Origin of the sequence: Patulibacter medicamentivorans (assembly GCF_000240225.1) — a bacterium.
GTDB classification, from domain to species: Bacteria; Actinomycetota; Thermoleophilia; order Solirubrobacterales; family Solirubrobacteraceae; genus Patulibacter; species Patulibacter medicamentivorans.
In genome coordinates, this window is sequence record NZ_AGUD01000040.1 from 1 (window position 1) to 19778 (window position 19778).

The window sequence follows — 19778 nt, forward strand, 5'->3', positions numbered from 1 at the left end:
ACCGGCGCCGCGGGCCTACTGCCCGTGGTTGGCCTGCTCGCGCAGCGCGCGGCGCTCGAGCCGCCGCTGCCGCGCCTGGCGCCGCTTCAGCCGCCGCTTCTCGGCCGCCGTCAGCCGCCCGGGCGGCGTCGTCACCGCGCCGTTGACCGGGGCGTCGGGATCGGGCAGGACGATCGCCCCGCCGCCCGGCGTCCCCGGCGGCACCGGAGTCGTCGCGCTGGTCGCGGTGGTGCCGGTCGGGGGAGCGGAGAGCGCCGACTGCCGCCCGGGCGCGCCGAGCGCGGAGATCCGCCACTCGCCGGTCTCCTTGCGCAGCTGGATGACGTCGCGCGACGCCGGCTGCCCGGCCGCGCCGGTGTGGATCGCGGCGCTGGCCCGGTCGTCGACGACCACCACGCTGTCGACGGTCAGCCGCGGCGCGCGGACCGCTCCGAGCCCCTCGCGCAGCGCCTGCTCGCACGGCAGGCCGACCTGCTCCAGGCCCTGCTTGAGCTGGCTCGACAGCAGGCCCTGGCAGATCGTGCCGTAGTCCTTGGCCGCGACCGCGGCCCCGAACCGCTCGACGGCGGCGCGGGCGCGATCCCGCTCGTCGGTGGTCCACGAGCGGATCGCGAGGACGATCATCGCGACGGCGAGCAGGGCCAGCAGCCCGGTGACGATGCGGCGGCGCACCGGGGCAGCGTAGCGACAGGGCCGCCGGCGGGGATCGGGTTCGCGTCACAACGCCGACGGCCCTCGCAGGATCGACCGTACGGTCGCGGCGATCGGGACGCGGACCGATCCCCGGACGCCGCGGCGCGTACGATGGCGGCATGTCGGAGACCGGGACGCTGCCGTGGATGCGCTGCTACCGCTGCTGGTCGACGTCCCTGGAGCTGCACGTCCACTACGACGGCATCCACCGGGTCGACGCCACCACCGGGACGCCGGTGCACGCCGTCGAGGAGCACCAGGAGGCCGTGGTGCAGTGCCTGGACTGCATGCACGACCAGCCCCACATGATCTTCCGCGACGGCCGCCTGGTCGCCGACGAGGATCGCTGGGAGCGGCTGGTGATGGGCACGCCCTGGGTCGCCTCCTGCACCGTCACGGTGCCGGCCGACGAGGTCGAGACCTGCTCCGGCCCCGAGGCGGGCGACGCCCTCAGCTTCGCCGCCCTCGGCGAGGCCGGGACCCAGGAGTTCTTCAGCCACGTGCGCTTCCACACCCACGACGGCGACCAGATCGTCGTCCACCTGCTGGTCGAGCTCTACGCCCGCTCGCAGGACGAGGCCGGCGACGTGCTGGAGGCCTCCGCCCAGGGCCCGCTGGTGATCACCTCGCTGGCCGAGGAGTCGCGCCCGCCGGCCGTGTCCTCCGGCGGCGCCCACTGATGGCGGCCGCGCCGCCGCGATCGACCCGCGACCGAGGACGGCGATGAGCGCGCCCGACCCGCGCCTGCGCGTGCGGCCGATGACGGTCGCCGACCACCCCGCCGTGCTGGCGCTGAACGAGGACTCGGTCGCCGTCCTCAGCCCGCTCGACGGTCCGCGGCTGGCGTGGATCGCCGGCCTCGCCAGCGCGCCGCTGGTGGTCGTCGACCCGGCGGGCGCGATCGCCGGCTTCGCGATCGCCCTGCCCGAGGGGACCGCGTACGACAGCGACCACTACCGCTGGTTCGCCGAGCGCTACGAGCGGTTCCTCTACCTGGACCGGATCGCGGTCGCCGCCGGCGCCCGCCGCCGCGGCGTCGGCAGCCTGCTCTACGACGCCGCCGAGCGGATCGCCCTCCCCCACGGGCGGATGCTCTGCGAGGTCGACAGCGACCCGGTCAACCCGCCGTCGCTGGCCTTCCACCGCGACCGCGGCTACGTCGAGCTGGAGCGCCGGACCGGGGCCAGCGGCAAGGGCGTGGCGATGTTCGCCAAGGAGCTGGGCGCCGGCTAGCGGCGCTCAGGCCGCCCGCTCCGGCTCGGCCGCCGCCTCGCCGATCGCCTGCAGCTGGCGGATCGCCAGGACCGGTGCCGCCACGGCGCTGCCGGCGGCCGACCCGCGAACGTCCGGGGACAGCTCGCGCAGGTACGACCGCAGCCGCCCGACCGTCGCCGGCCGCGCGGCGAGGAACGCATCGACCGCGGTCACCGGCGCGACGTCGCCGTGCTCGCCGAGCGCGCTGCGGGCGATCGTGGCGCGGGCCTCGAAGAGGTCGTCGCGCAGCGCCTGCGTCGCCCAGCGCACCATCCGGTTGGGCAGCGGCAGGTCGTCGATCGTCTGCTGCAGGACCTCGAGGCCGAGCAGCCGCTCGGTGCTGAGGGTGGCGACGGCGACGTCGAGCACCGATCGCCCGATCGCGCGGGCGCCGTCGACGATGTGCGGGGCGATCAGCAGCGCCCGCCCGGCGGCGATCTCGCGCGCCAGCTCGCGCGGGACGCCGGCCGCGATCGCGTCCTCGACCCGGCGCCGGCGGCGATCGCTCGGCACCAGCGCGTCGAGCTGCTCGCGGATCGCCCGCGTGCCCTCGCGGTGGGCCTCGATCGTCGCCGCCAGGTCGTCGTCGGCGTGCGCGACGTGCCAGCGGCTGGTCGCGCGGATCAGGTCGTCGACCTCGGCGCGCTGCTGCCAGACGACGTCCGGGGCGACCCCTTCCAGCTGGTCGAGCCCGTCCCACAGCGGCCGCGCGTCGGTCGCCCCGACCGCGACCCGGAAGCCGCGCACGACCCGCGACGGCGGGATCGTGAACTCGGCCGCCCGGCGGGCGACGAACGTCGGTCCCATCGTGTTGACGATCTCGTTGGCGGCGAGCGTCGCCAGCAGCTCGCGCCGCAGCGGGTGCTCGCCGATCGTCGTGCCGAAGCGCTCGACGAACGAGGCCGGGAAGTACGCCTCCAGGTCCGGCACCAGCGCCGGCTCGTCGGGGTACGGCGAGTCCAGCAGCGCCCGGGTGATGCTGATCTTCGCCAGCGCCACCAGCACCGACAGCTCCGGCCGGGTCAGGCCGCGACCGGCGGCCCGGCGGTCGGCCAGCTCGTCGGCCGACGGCAGCCCGTGGGTCGCCCGCTCCAGCTGCTTCTCCTCCTCGAGCGCGGTCATCAGCTCCTCGGCCGCGAGCGTCCGGTCGCTGGCCTTGCGCTGCTCCTGGGTCAGCACCCGCGCCTGGGCGAAGCTGTTGGCCAGCACGTGCTCGACGACCTCGTCGGTGACCGCGGCCAGCAGCCCGTTGCGCTCCTCGGCCGCCAGCAGCCCCTGGCGGACGGCGCTGTCGAGCAGGATCTTGAGGTTGACCTCGTGGTCGGAGGAGTCGACGCCGGCGGAGTTGTCGATGAAGTCGGCGTTGATCGCCCCGCCGGCGGCCGCCAGCTCGATCCGGGCGGCCGCGGTGAAGCCGAGGTTGCCGCCCTCGCCGACCACCCGCGCCCGCAGGTCGGCGGCGTCGACCCGGATGCTGTCCGAGGCCCGGTCCTCGGCGTCGGAGTCGCGCTCGTGCGACGCCTTCACGACCGTCCCGATCCCGCCGTTCCACAGCAGGTCGACGGGCGCCCGCAGGACCGCCCGGATCAGCTCGCTCGGTGGCAGCTCGGCATCCTCGATCCCGAGCGCCGACCGCATCTGGTCGCTGATCGGCACGCTCTTCGCCGTCCGCGGGAAGACGCCGCCGCCCTCGCTGATCAGCGCCCGGTCGTAGTCGTCCCAGCTGGAGCGGCCGAGCTCGAACAGCCGCTTGCGCTCGCTCCACGACGCCGCGACGTCGCGCGGATCCGGATCGACGAAGACGTGGCGGTGGTCGTAGGCGGCGATCAGCCGCAGCGACCGCGACAGCAGCATCCCGTTGCCGAAGACGTCGCCCGACATGTCGCCGATGCCGACCGCGGTGATCGGGTCGCGCTCGGGATCGACGCCGATCTCGCGGAAGTGGCGCTTGACCGACTCCCAGGCGCCGCGGGCGGTGATCCCGAGGACCTTGTGGTCGTAGCCCGCCGAGCCGCCCGAGGCGAACGCGTCGCCGAGCCAGAAGCCGCGCGCGACCGCGATCTCGTTGGCCGTGTCGGAGAAGGTCGCCGTGCCCTTGTCGGCGGCCACCACCAGGTACTGGTCGTCGCCGTCGAGCACCCGCACGCCCGTCGGGTGGACGACGGCGCCGGCGCGGAGGTCGTCGGTGACGTCCAGCAGCGCGCTGATGAAGTGGACGTAGCCCTCGCGGACCGCCTCGCGCAGCCGCGCGTGGTCGGTCGCCGCCGCGGCGGGTCGGGGGGGATTGCGGACCAGGAACCCGCCCTTGGCCCCGGCCGGCACGATCACCGAGTTCTTGACCATCTGGGCCCGCATCAGGCCCAGGACCTCGGTCCGGTAGTCCATCCGGTCCGACCACCGCAGGCCGCCGCGGGCGATCATCCCGCCCCGCAGGTGGATCCCCTCGACGTCCAGGCCGTGGACGTAGATCTCCCACAGCGGGGTCGGGTGCGGGATCGCCGGGACCTCGGCGCTCTTGAGCTTGAAGGCGAGCGCCTGGCGCCCCGGCCGGTAGGCGTTGGTCCGGTAGGTCGCCTCGATCATCTGCAGCTGGTTGCGCAGGATCCGGTCGTGGTCCAGCGACGGGACCTCGTCGAGGTCGGCCAGGATCTCGACCTTCAGCGCCTGCTCGGCCGGCTCGTCGCGCGGGGCGTCCGGGCCGCCGCTGCCGTCGGCGGCCGGTGCGCCGAACCGCAGCTCGAACAGCCGCACCAGCTTCTCGGTGATCGCCGCGTGCTGGACGATCACGTCGTTCTGGTAGCCCTCGGTGAAGCGCGAGCCGATCCGCTGGCGGTAGCGGCGGTAGGCCCGCAGGACCTCCAGCCGCTCGTGGCCCATCGGGGTCACGACCACCAGCCGGTTGAGCGAGTCCGACTCGGTCTCGCCGCGCCAGGCCGCGGTGATCGCCGCCGCGACCCGGTCGCCGCAGTCGTCGAGGTCGAGCGGGCGCCCGTCGGGGCCCAGGACCCCGAAGTCCTGGATCCAGATCTCGTCGCCGGAGCGCAGCTGGGTCGGGCGCTCCTCGACCACGTGCAGGCCCAGGTGCTCGAGGATCGGCATCGCGCGCGACAGCTCGACCTTCGGCCCGCGGACGAGGAACGCGACCCGCGTCATCCCCGCCGCCCCGACGCGACCCGCCGCCGGGCGGTCGTCGGGCGCCTCGTGCTTGAGCGCGACCAGCAGCTCGGCGCCGCCCCTCGTCAGCTCCTCCAGCGCCTCGACGTCGTGGACGGCGGCGACCGGGTCCAGGCCGGCCTTGTACTGCCCCGGCAGCCGCCCGGCCCAGCGAGCGGCGAGGACCCGGCCGCGCTCCTCGCCGCCGCGGGCGATCAGCGCCTCGGCCAGGCGGTCGTCCCAGCTGCGGGCCAGCCGCGCGGCGGCCTGCTCCAGCGCCTCGGCGCGGACGTCGTCGAGCCCCTCGGGGTCGTAGAGCTGCAGGTGCAGGTAGGCGTGGTCGCCCTCGCGCAGGACCTCGTGGGTGGCGACACGGTCGGTGCCGAACGAGCGGCAGGCCAGCTCGCGCAGGGCATCGCGGACCGACGCGTCGTAGGAGCTGCGGGGCACCGCCACGACGACGGTGCCGGTGCGCCCGTCGGCCGCGACCCGCGCCCGCAGCGCGACCCGCCCCGGACCGAGGTCGACGAACCCCATCAGCGTCCGCCGCAGGTCGGCCGCCGGCAGCGCGAACAGCTCGTCCTTGGGGAAGCTGTCGAACAGCGCGACGATCGCCTTCCAGTCGTGCGATCCCGGCAGCACCTGCTCGTCGCGGAGGATCCGGTGGAGGGTGCCGCGCAGCAGCGGCGTCTCGCTGGCCGGGGCGGCGTAGGCGCGTGACGCGACCAGCAGCACCAGCCGCCGCAGCAGCGGCCGGCCGTCCTCGCCGACGCCGCGGATCGCGACGTCCTCCATCCGCGCCCGCCGGTGGACCGGCGACAGCGCGACCGTGTGGCCGATGCTGATCAGGTCGCCGGCCCGCAGCCGCTCGAGCGTGCCGGGCGCTGGCGGCTCGATCGGCTCGCGGCCGGCCTGGCGGGCCTGCTCCTCGACCAGCAGCCCCAGCTCGCTGCCGGCGATCGGCGTGCCGTCCTCGAGGTCGTGGTCGACGGCGCCGAGCAGCACGGCGTTGTCCTCGGCCAGCCACTCGAGGAACGCGGCCACCTCGTCGGGGTCGTCGTCGGGATCCTGCTCGGGCTCCTCCCGGGTCGACGATCCCGAGGTCGGCCCGACGTCGCCCTCGGCGACCCCGTCGCCCTGCGCCGCGATCGCGCCGGCGATCTCCCGCAGTCGCTCCTGCAGCGCCGGGAAGTCGGCCACGACGCGCTGTGCGGCGCCGAGCGCGCCACGCACGTCGTCCTCCAGCGCGGCGACCTCCTCGGGCGTCAGCCGCCGGTCGAGCTCGATGTGGACGAGCGACTCGGCCCGCGCCGCGGGGTCCTCGCCGATCGTCGTGATGCAGGTGATCCGGTGATGGCCGTCGCGCACGACGCCGACCACCGGGTGGCGGACGACGCGCGGCTGGAGGCCGTGGGCGCGCACCTGCTCGGTGATCGTGTCGACGAGGAACGCCTGGTCGGGGACGTTGGTCTCGAGCACGCTGCCGGCGGTCTCGTAGCCGTGCTCGCGCTGGGACGGGGTGAAGGCGCGGACGCTGGCCGTCGCCGTGCCGCGCTGGTCCGCCAGCTGGAGCAGCCCGCGGACGGTCGCCGCCTCGGCCTCGGGGTCGAGCGCCTCGCCGCCGGCCGACTCGCGTCGCAGGTACTCGCGGGCGAGGGTCGAGAGCGCGTCCCGCCGGCCGTCGTGCTCCTCGGCCACCTGCTCGAGGACCGCTTCGACCGTCGAATCGTGCTGCACGCCCGCCTCCGTCTGCTCGATCGCCACGCCGGCCGACACTAACGCGCCGATCGCGCGCCGGGTCACCGTTCGGTGACCATGCACGAGCGGCTGCATGCGGCCGCTCCGCCGCTCGCCGCCCGCGAGCGCGGCGACCGCGGCCGGCGGCCGAGATCTCCCATCGCGATGCTTGTCGATGGTATTTTGTACGCGACCGTATGAATTGCCGTTCGGCGGGGCTCCGGCGCCCTCCGGCGCTGGTCGCCGCCGGCCCTCGAAGCCACCACCGAGCCTCCCGAGAGGACCTCCGCATGACCGCACCACCGGTTCGGATCACCCACGTCGGCGGACCGACCGCCCTGATCGAGATCGGCGACTGGCGCCTGCTGACCGACCCGACCTTCGACCCGCCGGGCAAGCGCTACTTCTTCGGCTGGGGCACGATGTCGAAGAAGCTCGCGGGCCCGGCGATCTCGGTCGCCGACCTGGGCCGGATCGACGCCGTCCTGCTGACCCACGACCATCACGACGACAACCTCGACCCCGCCGGCCGCGCGATGCTGCCGTCGGTCGGGACCACGATCACGACCGTCGCCGGCGCCAAGCGGCTGGCCGGCCTGAAGACGGTCGGCCTGGCGAACTGGCAGACCACCCGCCTGGAGGCCGACGGCCGCGAGACGATCGAGATCACCGCCACCCCCTGCCGCCACGGACCGCCCGGCAGCAAGCCGATCGTCGGCGACGTGATCGGGTTCTCGCTGCGCTGGGAGGGTCAGCGGCACGGGGTCCTGTGGATCTCGGGCGACACGGTCCTCTACGACGGCGTCCGCGAGGTCGCCGATCGGCTCGATGTCGGCACCGCGATCCTGCACCTGGGCGGCGTGCGGTTCCCGGTCTCGGGGCCGCTGCGCTACACGATGACCGCGGAGGAGGGCGTCGAGCTGTCGCGGCTGCTGTCGCCCGAGACGATCCTGCCGATCCACTACGAGGGCTGGAAGCACTTCCGCCAGGGCCGCGACCGCGCCCAGCCGGTCTTCGACGCGGCGCCGCCGGCCGTCCGCGACCACGTCCGCTGGCTGAAGATCGGCGAGCCGACCACGCTGGTCGTGTGACCCGGGCCGGACGACCGACGCGGACCACGCCCGAGGCCTGGGTTCAGGCGGCGCTCGACACGATCGAGGAGTCGGGCGTCGCCGGCCTGGCGGTCGAGCCGGTCGCCCGGCGGCTGGGCGTCAGCAAGGGCGGCTTCTACCACCACTTCGCCGACCGCCGGGCGCTGCTGCGGGCGGCGCTCGGCCTCTGGGAGGAGCGGTTCGTCGTCGCCCAGTCCGCGCGCTTCGAGGCGATCCCGGACCCCCGCGAGCGGCTGCGGTCGCTGCTGCGGCTGGCGATCGTCGAGCTGCAGCCGACCGTCATCACCAAGCTGATGGCCGCCGACGAGGATCCCGACGTGGCCGCGGCGCTGGAACGGGCGACCGTCCGGCGGCTGGCGATGCTGGAGCGCGCCTTCGCCGACCTGGGGCTGCCCGCGGCCCGGGCGCGGACGCGCGCGCGACTGGCCTACAGCGCCTACCTGGGGATGGCCCAGCTCGCTCGCCGCCCCGCCGCCGGCCTGACCGACGCTGGCGAGGCCGAGGCGTTCCTCGCCGAGCTGGAGGCGCTGCTGCAGGTCGATTGAGGCGGTGGCGTCAGCTGGCCTGGCCGCCGCGCAGGTGGCGTCAGCACGCCGCGGCATCCGCGGTCGATCGACGCCACCTCGTGCGCGACGCCTGAAGCTGACGCCACCTCGGTCAGTCGCCGACCGCGTACTGCACGATCGAGCCGTCCACGAGCCACTCGACCGGCGCCTTGTCGTCCGTGTAGACCGGTCCCCCGTGGGAAGCGTCGACGAGGCCGTTCGCCGCCCGCGCGGCGATCGGCCGCAGCTCGCGGGGCAGGGTCGGGATCGTCGCCCGCAGCTGGTCCGCCGAGGCCGGCGCGCGGGTCGCCAGCAGCAGCGTGTTGGTGTCGGTCATCCGGTAGCGCAGGACCGTCGGGAAGGTCGTCCGCAGCGTCGCCGCCAGCGCCCGCTCGAGGCTGTCGCTGCTCTCGGGATGCCCGACGTTGACGATCACCGCGCCGCGTGGCGTCAAGCGCGCCCCGGCCAGCGCGAAGAACTCCCTCGTCGTCAGGTAGAAGGGGATGTAGGGCTGGCGGTAGGCGTCGATCCCGATCACGTCGTAGCGCTTGGCGGCGTCGCGCCCGCGATCGGCGGCGCCCCGCAGGAACGGCCGCGCGTCGTCGGTGATCACGTTCATCCGCGGGCCCTTCGGCATCCCGAGCCACGTGCGCCCCAGCTCGGAGACCTTGCCGTCGATCTCGACCCCGTCGACGACGACCCGCGGGAAGAAGTGCAGCAGCGCGCGGCCGACGGTCCCGCCCGCGTTGCCGAGCATCGCGACCCGCCGCGGCGGCGAGGTCGGCTGCCCGACCGGACCGTCGGCAACCGCGAACGGCAGCACCTGGTAGGCGTCCCAGTAGTTGCCGGTGAGGACCGTGTCGGCGCGCCAGACCGAGTGGATCGCCTGCCCCTCGTTGAGCTCCAGCCGCCGCTCGGTCGCCGCCGGCAGCCCGCCGTCGCCGTCGACGGTCCGGTGCTCGACGATCCGCGCGTACTGGTAGGTCGTCTCGGCCTCGGCGAGCACCCGATCGCCGTCCTCGGCCGGCTTGGTGACCCCGGGCGGCAGCGCGATCAGCGCCGCGATCACGACCGGGACCAGCAGCGCCCGGCGCGGCAGGCCGAAGGTCGCGACGAGGGCGATCACCAGCGCCAGCACCAGGAAGGTCCGCTGGGTGCCGACGAACGGGATCAGCAGCAGCGACGAGACCCAGGTGCCGACGAGGCTGCCGGCCGTCCCGATCGCCGACAGCCGCCCGGCGATCCGGCCGGCATGCGCGACGTCGCGGACCGCCAGCCGCAGCGCCCACGGCGAGACGGCGCCGATCAGCACCAGCGGGACCGCGATCAGCCCCAGCATCCCCAGCATCGAGCCGACGAACGCACCGGCGTCGATCTGGTCGAAGGCCCGCACCGCCAGGTGCAGGAACGGGCCGCTGACCAGCGGGATCGCCGCGATCAGGCTGGCCGCCACGAGCACCAGGACCCGCAGCCGCGGCTCCTCCGGGTGACGGTCGGCGAACCGCCCGCCGAGCCAGTAGCCGGCCGACAGCGAGACCAGCACGACGCCGATCGTGTTGGCCCAGATCAGCGTCGAGTCGCCGAAGTAGGGCGCCAGCAGGCGGGCCGCGGCCATCTCCGCGCCGAGCGCCCCGGCCCCGACGACGAACACCAACAGGGGCAGGCTGCGCACCGCGGCCACGATAGCGGCGACCCGCCAGCGCGGGCGCCGCCCTGCTCCCGTCCCGTCGAGGAGCGCCCGCGCCATCGGCATGATGGAGCGATGTCCCCCGCGCCGATCCACGATCCGCACCGCGCCGACCCCGACCGCTACGACGGGCGGATGCCCTACCGCCGCACCGGCACCAGCGGCCTGCGGCTGCCGGCGATCTCGCTCGGGCTCTGGCACAACTTCGGCGACGACCGGCCGATCGACGTCCAGCGCGCGATCCTGCGGCGGGCGTTCGACCTCGGCGTCACCCACTTCGACCTGGCCAACAACTACGGCCCGCCGTACGGCAGCGCCGAGACGAACTTCGGCCGGATCCTGCGCGAGGACCTGCGGCCCTACCGCGACGAGCTGCTGATCAGCTCGAAGGCCGGCTGGGACATGTGGCCGGGGCCGTACGGCGAGCTCGGTTCGCGCAAGTACCTGCTGTCCAGCCTCGACCAGTCGCTGCGGCGGCTGGGCATCGACTACGTCGACATCTTCTACAGCCACCGCTTCGACCCCGACACGCCGCTGGAGGAGACCTGCGGCGCCCTCCACAGCGCGGTCCAGCAGGGCAAGGCGCTCTACGTCGGGATCTCGTCGTACTCGCCCGAGCGCACGCGCGAGGCCGCCCAGATCCTCGGCGAGCTCGGCACGCCGCTGCTGATCCACCAGCCCTCGTACTCGCTGCTGAACCGCTGGGTCGAGCGCGAGCTGCTGGACACGCTCGCCGAGGAGGGCGTCGGCTGCATCGCCTTCAGCCCGCTCGCCCAGGGCGTCCTGACCGATCGCTACCTGGACGGCGTCCCCGCGGGCTCGCGCGCCAGCCGCGACGCGTCGCTGCTGCCCGACCACCTCTCGGCGCAGAACCTCGACCACGTGCGGGCGCTGAACGAGATCGCCAGTGGCCGCGGGCAGTCGCTGGCGCAGATGGCGATCGCCTGGACGCTGCGCGACGAGCGCGTGACCAGCGCCCTGATCGGCGCCAGCTCGGTGGCCCAGCTGGAGGACTCGCTCGGGGCCCTCGCCGGGCTCGAGTTCGGCGACGACGAGCTGGCCGCGATCGACGAGCACGCCCGCGAGGGCCACCTGAACCTGTGGGCCGGGTCGGCGGAGCTGGACGAGGAGTGAGCGCGACCGGCGCGCGGCGCGCCGCTCTCCGCGGCGCCAGGCGATAGCGTCGCGGTCGTGCCGATCGCCGTCACCTGGAAGGGGCTCGAAGAGGGCGTCGGCGGCTGGCGCGCCGAGCTGGCGACGATCGAGCTGGACGACGACGGCGTACGCGCCGAGGGCACGCAGATCGGCGCCGATCCGCTGCCGTACCGCGCCGACTACGTGCTCGACGCGGGCCGCGGCTTCACGACCGCCCAGCTCGAGGTCTACGTCACCGGCGCCGGCTGGTCCCGGGACCTGGTCCTGACCCGCGACGCGGGCGGCACGTGGGTGGCGCAGACGCGCACCTTCGGCGACGTCGACCTGCCCGCGCCCGCCGCCGACACCGCGCTCCTGCGGGGCGCTCTGGACTGCGACCTGGCCTTCTCGCCCCTGACGAACCTGATGCCCGTGCGCCGCCACCAGCTCGACCGCCGGCCCGGACGCGAGGACATCGCGGTCGCCTGGGTCTCGCTGCCCGACCTGGCGGTCCATCGCTCGCAGCAGCGCTACGAGCACCTGGCCGACGGCAGCGTCCGCTTCACCTCGCTCGACGACGACGAGTCCCACGGCTTCACCGCCGACCTGCGACTGGACCGCCACGGTCTGGTCGTCGAGTACCCCCAGCTCGCGCGCCGGGTCGTCACCGGCGCGCGCGTACCCCCGACGAAGGAGTCCCGATGAAGATCCGTGCCGCTGTGTTGGAGGAGTTTGGTCGGCCGCTCGCGATTCAGCAGGTCGATCTGGCCGAGCCGAGGGTCGGCGAGGTGCTCGTGCGGCTGGCTGCCTGCGGCGTCTGCCACACCGATCTCTACACCGCGTCGGGCGCGGACCCGACCGGCTACGCGCCGTGCGTGCTGGGTCACGAGGGAGCGGGCGTCGTCGAGCGGGTCGGGCCGGGGGTCACGCTGGTCGGGCCGGGCGACCACGTGGTCACGCTGTTCGCGCCGGAGTGCGGCGAGTGCGTGCACTGCCGCAGCCCGCGAACGAATCGCTGCACCGCGATCCGGGACCAGCAGAACGCGGGCTACCTGCCCGACGGCACCACGCGGCTGTCGCGCGACGGCCAGCCGTTGCGGCACTTCATGGGCACCTCGACGTTCGCCGAGTACACCGTGATGCCGGAGATCGCGCTGGCCAAGATCGACAAGGCGGCACCGCTGGAGGGCGCGTCGATCTTCGCCTGCGGCCTCTCGACCGGGCTCGGCGCGGCGATCTACACCGCCGGAGTCGAGGCCGGCAGCACCGTCGCGGTCTTCGGCTGCGGCCTGGTCGGGCTCGGCGCGATCGCGGGCGCGCGGATCCAGGGCGCGTCGCGGATCGTGGCGGTCGATCTGTCGGCCGAGCGGCTGGCGATGGCCAAGCACCACGGCGCCACCGACCTGATCGTCGCCGGACCGGTCGCCGGCGAGCCGCGAACCAACGCCGACGGCACGATCACCGCCGACGCCGTCGAGTGGATCAAGAGCGTCACCGACGGCTTCGGCGCCGACTACACCTTCGAGGCGACCGGCAACGTCGGCGTGATGCGCCAGGCCGTCGAGGCCGCACGCGAGGCCTGGGGCCTGGCAACGATGATCGGCGTCGCCGGCAAGGGCGAGACGCTCGAGATCGTGCCGCGGTTCCTGATCACCGGCCGCCGCGTGACCGGCTCCTCGTTCGGCGGCGTCAAGGGCCGCACCCAGGTCCCGCAGCTCGTCGACCGCTGGCTGCGCGGCGACGTCGACGTGCCGGCGCTCCTCAGCCACCGGATCACACTCGACCAGGTCAACGAGGGCTTCGACCTGATGCACCACCAAGACGGCATCCGCTCGATCATCGAGTTCGCCTGACGGTGCCGCCGACGGTCGCCATCTCGTCGCGGCCGGCGACGCGAGACGACGATCGACCGGCCCGGGGCCGTCGAGTCGCCGTCTCGCCGATCCGGCGTCGATGACCCGGCGATTCGACGGCCTGCGCCGCTCCTGACCACCCACCCGACCACGAGCCACCGATCGTGAGCACCACCCCGCCCCCGCCCGCCGCTCCCCCGCCCGTCGACCTGGCCGAGAAGGTGCCGGAGGCCTGGCGTCCCTACGTCGACCGCGCGGCGCTGGCGCGGGTCGAGGCGTTCCTCGGCGGCGAGGTCGCGGCCGGGCGGCGGATCCAGCCGCTGCGGGCGCAGGTCTTCCGGGCCCTCGAGCTGGTCGGGCCCGACGACGTGCGGGTCGTCCTCTGCGGCCAGGATCCCTACCCGACGCCGGGCGTCCCGATCGGCCTGGCGTTCGCGGTCACGCCCGAGGCGCCGGTGCCGGGGTCGCTGCGGAACATGTTCACCGAGCTGCAGGCCGACCTGGGGCTGCCGCTGCCCTCGAGCGGCGACCTGACGCCGTGGGCGTCGGCCGGCGCACTGCTGCTGAACGCGTCGCTGACCGTGGCGCCGAACGCGCCGGCGTCGCACAGCGCAGCGGGCTGGCACGACGTCACCTTCGAGCTGCTGCGGCGGCTGGCGACCGCTCGCACCGGGCTGGTCTTCCTGGCGCTCGGCCGCCACGCCCAGAACGTCGTGCAGCGGCTGCCGCTGGACGGCCACCGGGTGGTGACCGCGGCCCATCCGTCTCCGATGTCGGCCCGGATGTTCCACGGCTCGCGGCCCTACAGCCGCACCGATCAGGCGCTGGTCGAGCTCGGGGGGCCGCCGTTCGACTGGCGGCTGCCGTAGGGCTCCGACGCCGAGCGGCTGCCGCCCGCGGCCGTGAGCGGCAGCCGCGGGCGTCGCTCAGCGCTGCCGCGCCACCCAACCCAGGATCGCCTTCGAGTGCGTGATCACGGTCCCGTCGGCGAGCTTCAGCGCCGGCAGCTTGCTGGCGCCGGTCGCCTGCTCCAGTTCGTCGCTGGAGCCCTTGCGCAGGAACGGGATCGGGCTGCCGTGGCCGGCGATCACCTTCTCGTACTCGATCCCCGCCTCGCGGAGGGCGGCCTGGACCCGCCCGCAGGGGTGGAAGCGCGGTCCGCTGTCGTCGCCGTGACAGACGTACAGGGTCGGGGTCTCGGGCATCGTCGGTCGTCCTTCGCCGTTCGGGGACGGGCGCGAGCCTACCCGCCGTCGGACGCCTGGACGTAGGCATCGACGAGCCGCTTCGGCGCCCGGGCCAGCCAGGCGTCGACGATCAGGTCCCGCAGCCCGTCGCGGGTGACGCGATCCAGGCGCACCAGCACGATCGGGTAGCCGTCGAAGTGCGGGGTCGTGAAGCAGACCTCGGGATCGGTCATCAGCTGGGCCTCCTTCAGATCCAGGTGCTCGACCCGGACCCCGAGGATCGGCCCGTCCGGCGCATCGTCACCGAGCGCCTCCAGGTCGGACCGCCGCAACGGCCGCTCCCAGGCGAACAGCTTCTCCTTCACCCGCCACTGGAGCAGGTCCCGCGAGCGCCGCTCCGTCGCCTCGGGCAGCGCCATCGCGATGGCGCGGACGTCGTCCCAGGTCGGCATGCGGCGCAGCCTACGCGGTGTCGCGTCCCGGTCTGCGAACCTGACCGACCTTGAGGCGCCGGGCGATCATCGTGGTGCTGCTCATGATCGGCATGGCGGTCGGCGGCTACGCGATCCGGTTCGTGTTGCTCCCCGAAGAGCAGCGGACGTCCCTCCAGCACTGGTCGCTGATCGGCATCACCGCCGACCAGCGAGGACTGCGGATCGATCCCGGCGGCTGGGGCGGCTGCGACGCGGGCCCGCCGCAGGCCCGCGTGGTGGCGGAGACCGACGACGCGGTGGAGGTCTCCTCGACGCGCACCGAGCGGACGATCGTCAATGGTGAGGCCGCGATCTGCCCCGCGATCGCGCGACACGACGGACCGGTGACCCTCCGCCTGTCGCGCCCGCTGGCCGGGAGGCGCGTCGTGGGCCGCCAGCGGAGGCGGGGCTTCGGGGGACAGGGCGCCGGACCTAACGGCCGCATCCACGTCCCGCGGGTGGTGGGCCTGAGCCGGGACGATGCGATCGACGTCCTCTGCGGTCGAGGTGTCCGGGTCGCGACCGCGCGGCAGGGTGAAGGCGTCGTGGTCGGCCAGGATCCGCCGGCCGGTGGATCGCTCCGTGCCACCGGGAACCTGCCCCGCTCGACCCCGCGCCGCCGGCTCCCCTGCCCGATCCTTCTGACCCGGGCCCGTGTGACCCTGCTCCTCGGCCCGCGCTGACGTCCGCAGCGAGCCGTCGACGAGCGCGTCGAATCGTCATCTCGGCCGGCGCCCCCGCTCAGGATGACGATTCGACGTTTCCGCGCCGCACGAACGCCATCTCGTCCTCACCCGCGCGCCGAGACGACGATCTTGCGCGCTCGCCACTCGCCGTCCGACCGCGCGACCGGCCCTCCCGCCAGCCCCATCCCCACGGCCCGCGATCGCGACCTGCCTACACTCGCTCCGTGGGCATCGATCGCGCCTTCTCCGACTCCGAGCCCGTCGGCCGCCGGTCGCGCACCGGCGACCTGCGACCGGACACCCACAACGGGGTGCTCGGGATCGGGACGCTGGCCTGCCCGATCTGCGACGCGCCGGTCGCGCCGGGGCCAGGACCGATGTCCCCGGCCGACGCGATCGGCTGCCCGCTCTGCGGCCACGGCGCCGCGGTCCGCGACTTCCTGTCGCTCGCCGCGCCCAGCCGCCCCGCGCGGGTCGAGGTCCGGGTCGTCCACCGGCCCCGCAGCTGGCGGGTCCGGGCCCGCCGCCGCTAGCCGGGTCGGGCGATCCGGGACGCCAGTCGTCCCGATTCGCCACCGCCGCCCGCGGCACGCCGATCCGGGACGCCGCGCGTCCCGAATCGGCCTGCGCCGCCCTCAGATCGCGGTCGGGACGGTCTCCACCTCGCCCGCCCGGGCCGCCGCCGCGTGCGCGCGGCTGGCCTGGGTCGAGAGCAGGACGAACGCCAGGATCGCTCCGAGCAGGGCGAACCCGGAGCCGACCAGGAAGGCGTTCTGGAACCCCTCGGTCGCCGCCACCTTCGGGTCCCCGCCGGTTCCCAGGAGGTCGTCGGTCCGCGAGCTGGAGATCGTGATCAGGATCGCCAGGCCGAGCGCGCCGCCGACCTGCTGGGCGGTGTTGATCAGGCCCGAGGCCAGGCCGGCCTCGTCCGGATCGGTGCCGCTGACTGCCGCGATCGTCATCGGCACGAACGTCATGCCGAGCCCGGCGCCCGCCACCATCGACGGCCCGAGGACGTCAGCCGAGAACGAGCCGCCGGGCCACGAGACCTGGGAGAACCACAGCAGCCCGCCCGCCGTCAGCAGCAGACCGGCGATGATCGTCGGCTTGAAGCCGACCTTCGTCACCAGCGCCGAGGCGGCTCCCGCGGAGAGGATGATCACGACCGACAGCGGCAGGTAGGCCAGGCCGGTGTGCAGCGCGTCCTCGCCCAGCACCCGCTGCATGTAGAGGGTGATGAAGAAGAACATCGAGAACAGCGCCATGCCGGTCAGCAGGCCGATCACGTTGGCGCCGGTCAGCGTCCGGTTGGAGAAGATCGAGAACGGCACCAGCGGACGCCGCTGCCGCAGCTCGATCGCGACGAACGCCGCCAGCAGGACGAGCGAGACCAGGCCCAGGAGGATCGTCTGGGTCGAGCCCCACCCGACCTCGTTGGCCCGGACCAGGACGAACACGAGCAGCGCCAGGCCGCCGGTCACCGAGACCGCGCCCGCGATGTCGAAGTGCCGGTGCTCGGCCTCGTCGCGGCTCTCGGCCAGCAGCCGCGGCGCCAGCGCCGCCGCGCCGAGCGCCAGCGGCACGTTGACCCACAGCACCCACTCCCAGCCGGCCCACTCGGTCAGCATCCCGCCGAGCAGCACGCCCGCGGCGCCACCCGAGCCGGCGACCGCGCCCCAGACGCCGAGCGCCCTGTTGCGCTCCGCGCCCTCGGCGAAGGTCGTGGTGACCAGCGACAGCGCCGCCGGCGAGACCAGCGCCGCGCCGAGCCCCTGGACCGCGCGGGCCGCGATCAGCATCTCCGACGACGACGCCAGGCCGCCGACGAGCGACGCCAACGCGAACAGGACCAGTCCGGTCATGAACAGGCGCCGGCGGCCGAGCAGGTCGGCGAGCCGCCCGCCCAGCAGCAGGAAGCCGCCGAAGACGAGGGTGTAGGCGTTGACGATCCAGGACAGGTTGCTGCCCAGCCCCAGGTCGTCGTCGATCGACGGCAGGGCCACGTTGACGATCGACGCGTCGAGCACGACGATGAACTGGACGGTGGCGAGCAGCGCGAGCGCGAAGCCCTTGCTGCGTCCGGAGACTGGTGCCATGGGTACGGCCTTCCTGGGATCTGATGCGTCGGAACGGAATCGCTACGACGAGATGACGATACGGCGCGACCGTATGGGACATAGCGGCCAAATCCTGTCCTGAAAGCACAGGTCGCGGCCCAGGACGACGACGGGCCGCCCGATGGGCGGCCCGTACGTTCCCGCCCGGCCGGTCCCGCGCCGTCGCGCGGGACCGGACCGGAAGGCGCTAGGCGCCGAGCTTCTGCTTCAGCGCGTCGAGCTGCGCCTGGACGGCGGCCGGCAGGTGGCTGCCGAACTGCGCCAGGTGCGCCTCGATCTGCGGCAGCTCGGCCTTGACGGCGTCGGCGTCGACCGTGAGCAGCAGCTCGAGGTCGGCGTCGGAGAGGTCGAGGCCCTCGGTGTTCAGCTCGCCGGCCGCCGGCACCAGCCCGATCGGCGTCTCGACGGCCGCGCTCTTGCCCTCGCAGCGGCGGAAGACCCACTCGAGCACGCGCGAGTTCTCGCCGAAGCCCGGCCAGATGAACTTGCCGTCCTCGTCCTTGCGGAACCAGTTGACGTAGAAGACCTTCGGCAGCTTCGCGCCCGCGGTCTGGCCGACCTTCAGCCAGTGGGCCATGTAGTCGCCCATGTTGTAGCCGGCGAACGGCAGCTGGGCGTACGGGTCGAAGCGCAGCTGGCCGACGGTGCCGAAGGCGGCCGCGGTCTGCTCGGACGACATCGTCGCGCCGAGGAACACGCCGTGCTCCCAGTCGAACGCCTCGCGGACCAGCGGCACGACGCTCGCGCGGCGACCGCCGAAGAGGAAGGCGTCGATCGGGACGCCGGCCGGGTCCTCCCAGTTCGGCGCGATCGACGGCGCCTGCGCGGCGGCGACGGTGAAGCGCGAGTTCGGGTGCGCGGCCGGGTGATCGGCGTCCGGCGTCCAGTCGTTGCCGTGCCAGTCGATCAGGTGGTCGGGGGTCTCCTCGGTCAGGCCCTCCCACCAGATGTCGCCGTCGTCGGTCAGCGCGGTGTTGGTGAAGAGCGTGTCCGACTTGATCGCCGCGATCGCGTTCGGGTTGGTCTTCTCCCCCGTGCCCGGCGCGACGCCGAAGAAGCCCGCCTCCGGGTTGATCGCGTAGAGCCGGCCATCGGCGCCGAACTTCATCCACGCGATGTCGTCGCCGACCGTCTCGACCTTCCAGCCCGGGAGGGTCGGGATCAGCATCGCCAGGTTGGTCTTGCCGCAGGCCGACGGGAAGGCGCCGGTCACGTACTTGACCGTGCCCTCGGGCGAGGTCAGCTTGAGGATCAGCATGTGCTCGGCCAGCCAGCCCTCGTCGCGGGCCTGGACCGAGGCGATCCGCAGCGCGAGGCACTTCTTGCCCAGCAGCGCGTTGCCACCGTAGCCCGAGCCATAGGACCAGATCTCACGGGTCTCGGGGTAGTGGACGATGTACTTCGTGTCTGCGTTGGTCGGCCACGGGACGTCGGCCTGGCCGTCGGCCAGCGGAGCGCCGATCGAGTGCACGCAGGGGACGAACTCGCCGTCGGCGCCGAGCACGTCGAGGGCGCCCTTGCCCATCCGGGTCATGATCCGCATCTGGACCACGACGTAGAGCGAGTCGGTGACCTCGATCCCGATCTTGCTCTTGTCCGAGCCGAGCGGGCCCATCGAGAACGGCACGACGTACATCGTGCGACCGGCCATCGAGCCGCGGAACAGCTCGGTCAGCTCGGCCCGCATCTCGGCCGGCGCCCGCCAGTTGTTGTTCGGGCCGGCGTCCTCCTCGCTCTCGGAGCAGATGAAGGTGCGGTCCTCGACGCGCGCCACGTCGGACGGGTCGGACCAAGCCAGGTAGCTGTTCGGCCGCTTGGCCTCGTCGAGGCGGCGGAAGGTGCCTGCGTCGACGAGTTCTTGGCAGAAGCGGTCGTACTCCTCGGCCGAGCCGTCACACCAGACGACCTGGTCGGGCTGGGTCAGCGAAGCGATCTCCTCGACCCAGGCGAGGAGCTTGCGGTTCTCGGTGAGCACGGTCGTGTCGGGCACTGGTTCAAGCCTCCGGAGTCCACTAGGGAATTCGAGGGATTCAAGCGGAACGGCAACGCCGACGCGTTACGGATACCCCGGAGGCCCCCTCCGCCCTTGTGCACGTCCACCGGCGCGCCCCCGGCCGATCGGGTGATGCGCCCTCCGCGCGAGCCCG

At 73.8% G+C, this 19778-nt stretch carries 17 protein-coding genes; 10 read left to right on the top strand and 7 right to left on the bottom strand.

Features of this window, described 5'->3' with window-relative positions; all coding sequences use genetic code 11:
- Positions 1–15: 15 nt before the first annotated feature.
- Entirely contained in the window at positions 16–672 is a 657-nt protein-coding gene (locus PAI11_RS04560) for a hypothetical protein (protein ID WP_007571317.1), read from the bottom strand.
- Positions 673–812: 140 nt separating this feature from the next.
- On the opposite strand from PAI11_RS04560, the gene PAI11_RS04565 reads away from it, so the two are divergent.
- Positions 813–1373 carry a hypothetical protein gene (locus tag PAI11_RS04565; protein WP_007571319.1) on the top strand — a complete coding sequence of 187 codons (561 nt, stop codon included), beginning with the start codon at positions 813–815 and terminating at the stop codon, positions 1371–1373.
- Between the two features lie 43 nt (positions 1374–1416).
- On the top strand, positions 1417–1926 hold the full coding sequence (locus PAI11_RS04570; protein WP_007571320.1) for a GNAT family N-acetyltransferase: 510 nt from the start codon (positions 1417–1419) through the stop codon (positions 1924–1926).
- A 6-nt stretch (positions 1927–1932) separates the two neighbouring features.
- Here the strand turns inward: PAI11_RS04570 and PAI11_RS04575 are convergent, their stop codons facing one another.
- Positions 1933–6837: an NAD-glutamate dehydrogenase domain-containing protein gene (locus tag PAI11_RS04575; RefSeq protein WP_170320680.1), complete on the bottom strand. Its 4905-nt coding sequence runs from the start codon at positions 6835–6837 to the stop codon at positions 1933–1935.
- Between the two features lie 290 nt (positions 6838–7127).
- On the opposite strand from PAI11_RS04575, the gene PAI11_RS04580 reads away from it, so the two are divergent.
- Positions 7128–7928, top strand: a complete 801-nt coding sequence (locus PAI11_RS04580) for an MBL fold metallo-hydrolase (RefSeq protein WP_007571322.1) — start codon at positions 7128–7130, stop codon at positions 7926–7928.
- Positions 7925–8494: a TetR/AcrR family transcriptional regulator gene (locus tag PAI11_RS26800; RefSeq protein WP_007571323.1), complete on the top strand. Its 570-nt coding sequence runs from the start codon at positions 7925–7927 to the stop codon at positions 8492–8494. The genes PAI11_RS04580 and PAI11_RS26800 overlap by 4 nt, the downstream gene beginning before the upstream one ends.
- A 112-nt stretch (positions 8495–8606) precedes the next feature.
- Here PAI11_RS26800 and PAI11_RS04590 read toward each other — a convergent pair whose 3' ends face one another.
- Complete coding sequence (locus PAI11_RS04590) at positions 8607–10166, bottom strand: spermidine synthase (protein WP_138974100.1); 1560 nt, start codon at positions 10164–10166, stop codon at positions 8607–8609.
- 90 nt (positions 10167–10256) lie between these two features.
- On the opposite strand from PAI11_RS04590, the gene mgrA reads away from it, so the two are divergent.
- The 4 genes from mgrA (at position 10257) to PAI11_RS04610 (ending at position 14037) form a co-directional block, all read left to right on the top strand.
- Positions 10257–11315: an L-glyceraldehyde 3-phosphate reductase gene (gene mgrA / locus PAI11_RS04595; RefSeq protein WP_007571325.1), complete on the top strand. Its 1059-nt coding sequence runs from the start codon at positions 10257–10259 to the stop codon at positions 11313–11315.
- 57 nt (positions 11316–11372) lie between these two features.
- Complete coding sequence (locus tag PAI11_RS04600; protein WP_007571326.1) at positions 11373–12020, top strand: putative glycolipid-binding domain-containing protein; 648 nt, start codon at positions 11373–11375, stop codon at positions 12018–12020.
- On the top strand, positions 12017–13168 hold the full coding sequence (locus PAI11_RS04605) for an alcohol dehydrogenase catalytic domain-containing protein (RefSeq protein ID WP_040598386.1): 1152 nt from the start codon (positions 12017–12019) through the stop codon (positions 13166–13168). Before PAI11_RS04600 ends, PAI11_RS04605 begins: the two co-directional genes overlap by 4 nt.
- Positions 13169–13332: 164 nt before the next feature.
- Entirely contained in the window at positions 13333–14037 is a 705-nt protein-coding gene (locus PAI11_RS04610) for a uracil-DNA glycosylase (RefSeq protein WP_007571328.1), read from the top strand.
- A gap of 57 nt (positions 14038–14094) precedes the next feature.
- On the opposite strand, the gene PAI11_RS04615 is transcribed toward PAI11_RS04610, so the two are convergent.
- The gene (locus tag PAI11_RS04615) at positions 14095–14373 is read right to left on the bottom strand and encodes a glutathione S-transferase N-terminal domain-containing protein (RefSeq protein WP_007571329.1); all 279 of its coding nucleotides are present in this window, start codon (positions 14371–14373) and stop codon (positions 14095–14097) included.
- Positions 14374–14411: 38 nt separating this feature from the next.
- Positions 14412–14807 (bottom strand): MmcQ/YjbR family DNA-binding protein, encoded by a 396-nt coding sequence (locus PAI11_RS04620; RefSeq protein ID WP_007571330.1) that lies wholly within the window; start codon positions 14805–14807, stop codon positions 14412–14414.
- Positions 14808–14890: 83 nt separating this feature from the next.
- On the opposite strand from PAI11_RS04620, the gene PAI11_RS04625 reads away from it, so the two are divergent.
- Together PAI11_RS04625 and PAI11_RS04630 are read left to right on the top strand one after the other, a co-directional pair.
- The gene (locus PAI11_RS04625) at positions 14891–15511 is read left to right on the top strand and encodes a PASTA domain-containing protein (RefSeq protein WP_244406510.1); all 621 of its coding nucleotides are present in this window, start codon (positions 14891–14893) and stop codon (positions 15509–15511) included.
- A gap of 227 nt (positions 15512–15738) precedes the next feature.
- Complete coding sequence (locus PAI11_RS04630) at positions 15739–16047, top strand: hypothetical protein (protein ID WP_007571332.1); 309 nt, start codon at positions 15739–15741, stop codon at positions 16045–16047.
- Between the two features lie 102 nt (positions 16048–16149).
- On the opposite strand, the gene PAI11_RS04635 is transcribed toward PAI11_RS04630, so the two are convergent.
- Both PAI11_RS04635 and PAI11_RS04640 read right to left on the bottom strand, forming a co-directional pair.
- Positions 16150–17610 (bottom strand): MFS transporter, encoded by a 1461-nt coding sequence (locus tag PAI11_RS04635; RefSeq protein ID WP_007571334.1) that lies wholly within the window; start codon positions 17608–17610, stop codon positions 16150–16152.
- 208 nt (positions 17611–17818) lie between these two features.
- Positions 17819–19621, bottom strand: coding sequence for a phosphoenolpyruvate carboxykinase (GTP) (locus PAI11_RS04640; RefSeq protein WP_007571335.1), 1803 nt, complete (start codon positions 19619–19621; stop codon positions 17819–17821).
- Positions 19622–19778 lie beyond the last annotated feature (157 nt).

What these genes read in the sequence shown, in the direction of transcription:
- PAI11_RS04635 (WP_007571334.1), bottom strand. Translation starts at nt 17,610, where the DNA reads ATGGCACCAGTCTCCGGACGCAGCAAGGGCTTCGCGCTCGCGCTGCTC.
- PAI11_RS04605 (WP_040598386.1), top strand. Translation starts at nt 12,017, where the DNA reads ATGAAGATCCGTGCCGCTGTGTTGGAGGAGTTTGGTCGGCCGCTCGCG.
- PAI11_RS04615 (WP_007571329.1), bottom strand. Translation starts at nt 14,373, where the DNA reads ATGCCCGAGACCCCGACCCTGTACGTCTGTCACGGCGACGACAGCGGA.
- mgrA (WP_007571325.1), top strand. Translation starts at nt 10,257, where the DNA reads ATGTCCCCCGCGCCGATCCACGATCCGCACCGCGCCGACCCCGACCGC.
- PAI11_RS04565 (WP_007571319.1), top strand. Translation starts at nt 813, where the DNA reads ATGTCGGAGACCGGGACGCTGCCGTGGATGCGCTGCTACCGCTGCTGG.
- PAI11_RS04620 (WP_007571330.1), bottom strand. Translation starts at nt 14,807, where the DNA reads ATGCCGACCTGGGACGACGTCCGCGCCATCGCGATGGCGCTGCCCGAG.
- PAI11_RS04570 (WP_007571320.1), top strand. Translation starts at nt 1,417, where the DNA reads ATGAGCGCGCCCGACCCGCGCCTGCGCGTGCGGCCGATGACGGTCGCC.
- PAI11_RS04625 (WP_244406510.1), top strand. Translation starts at nt 14,891, where the DNA reads ATGATCGGCATGGCGGTCGGCGGCTACGCGATCCGGTTCGTGTTGCTC.
- PAI11_RS04580 (WP_007571322.1), top strand. Translation starts at nt 7,128, where the DNA reads ATGACCGCACCACCGGTTCGGATCACCCACGTCGGCGGACCGACCGCC.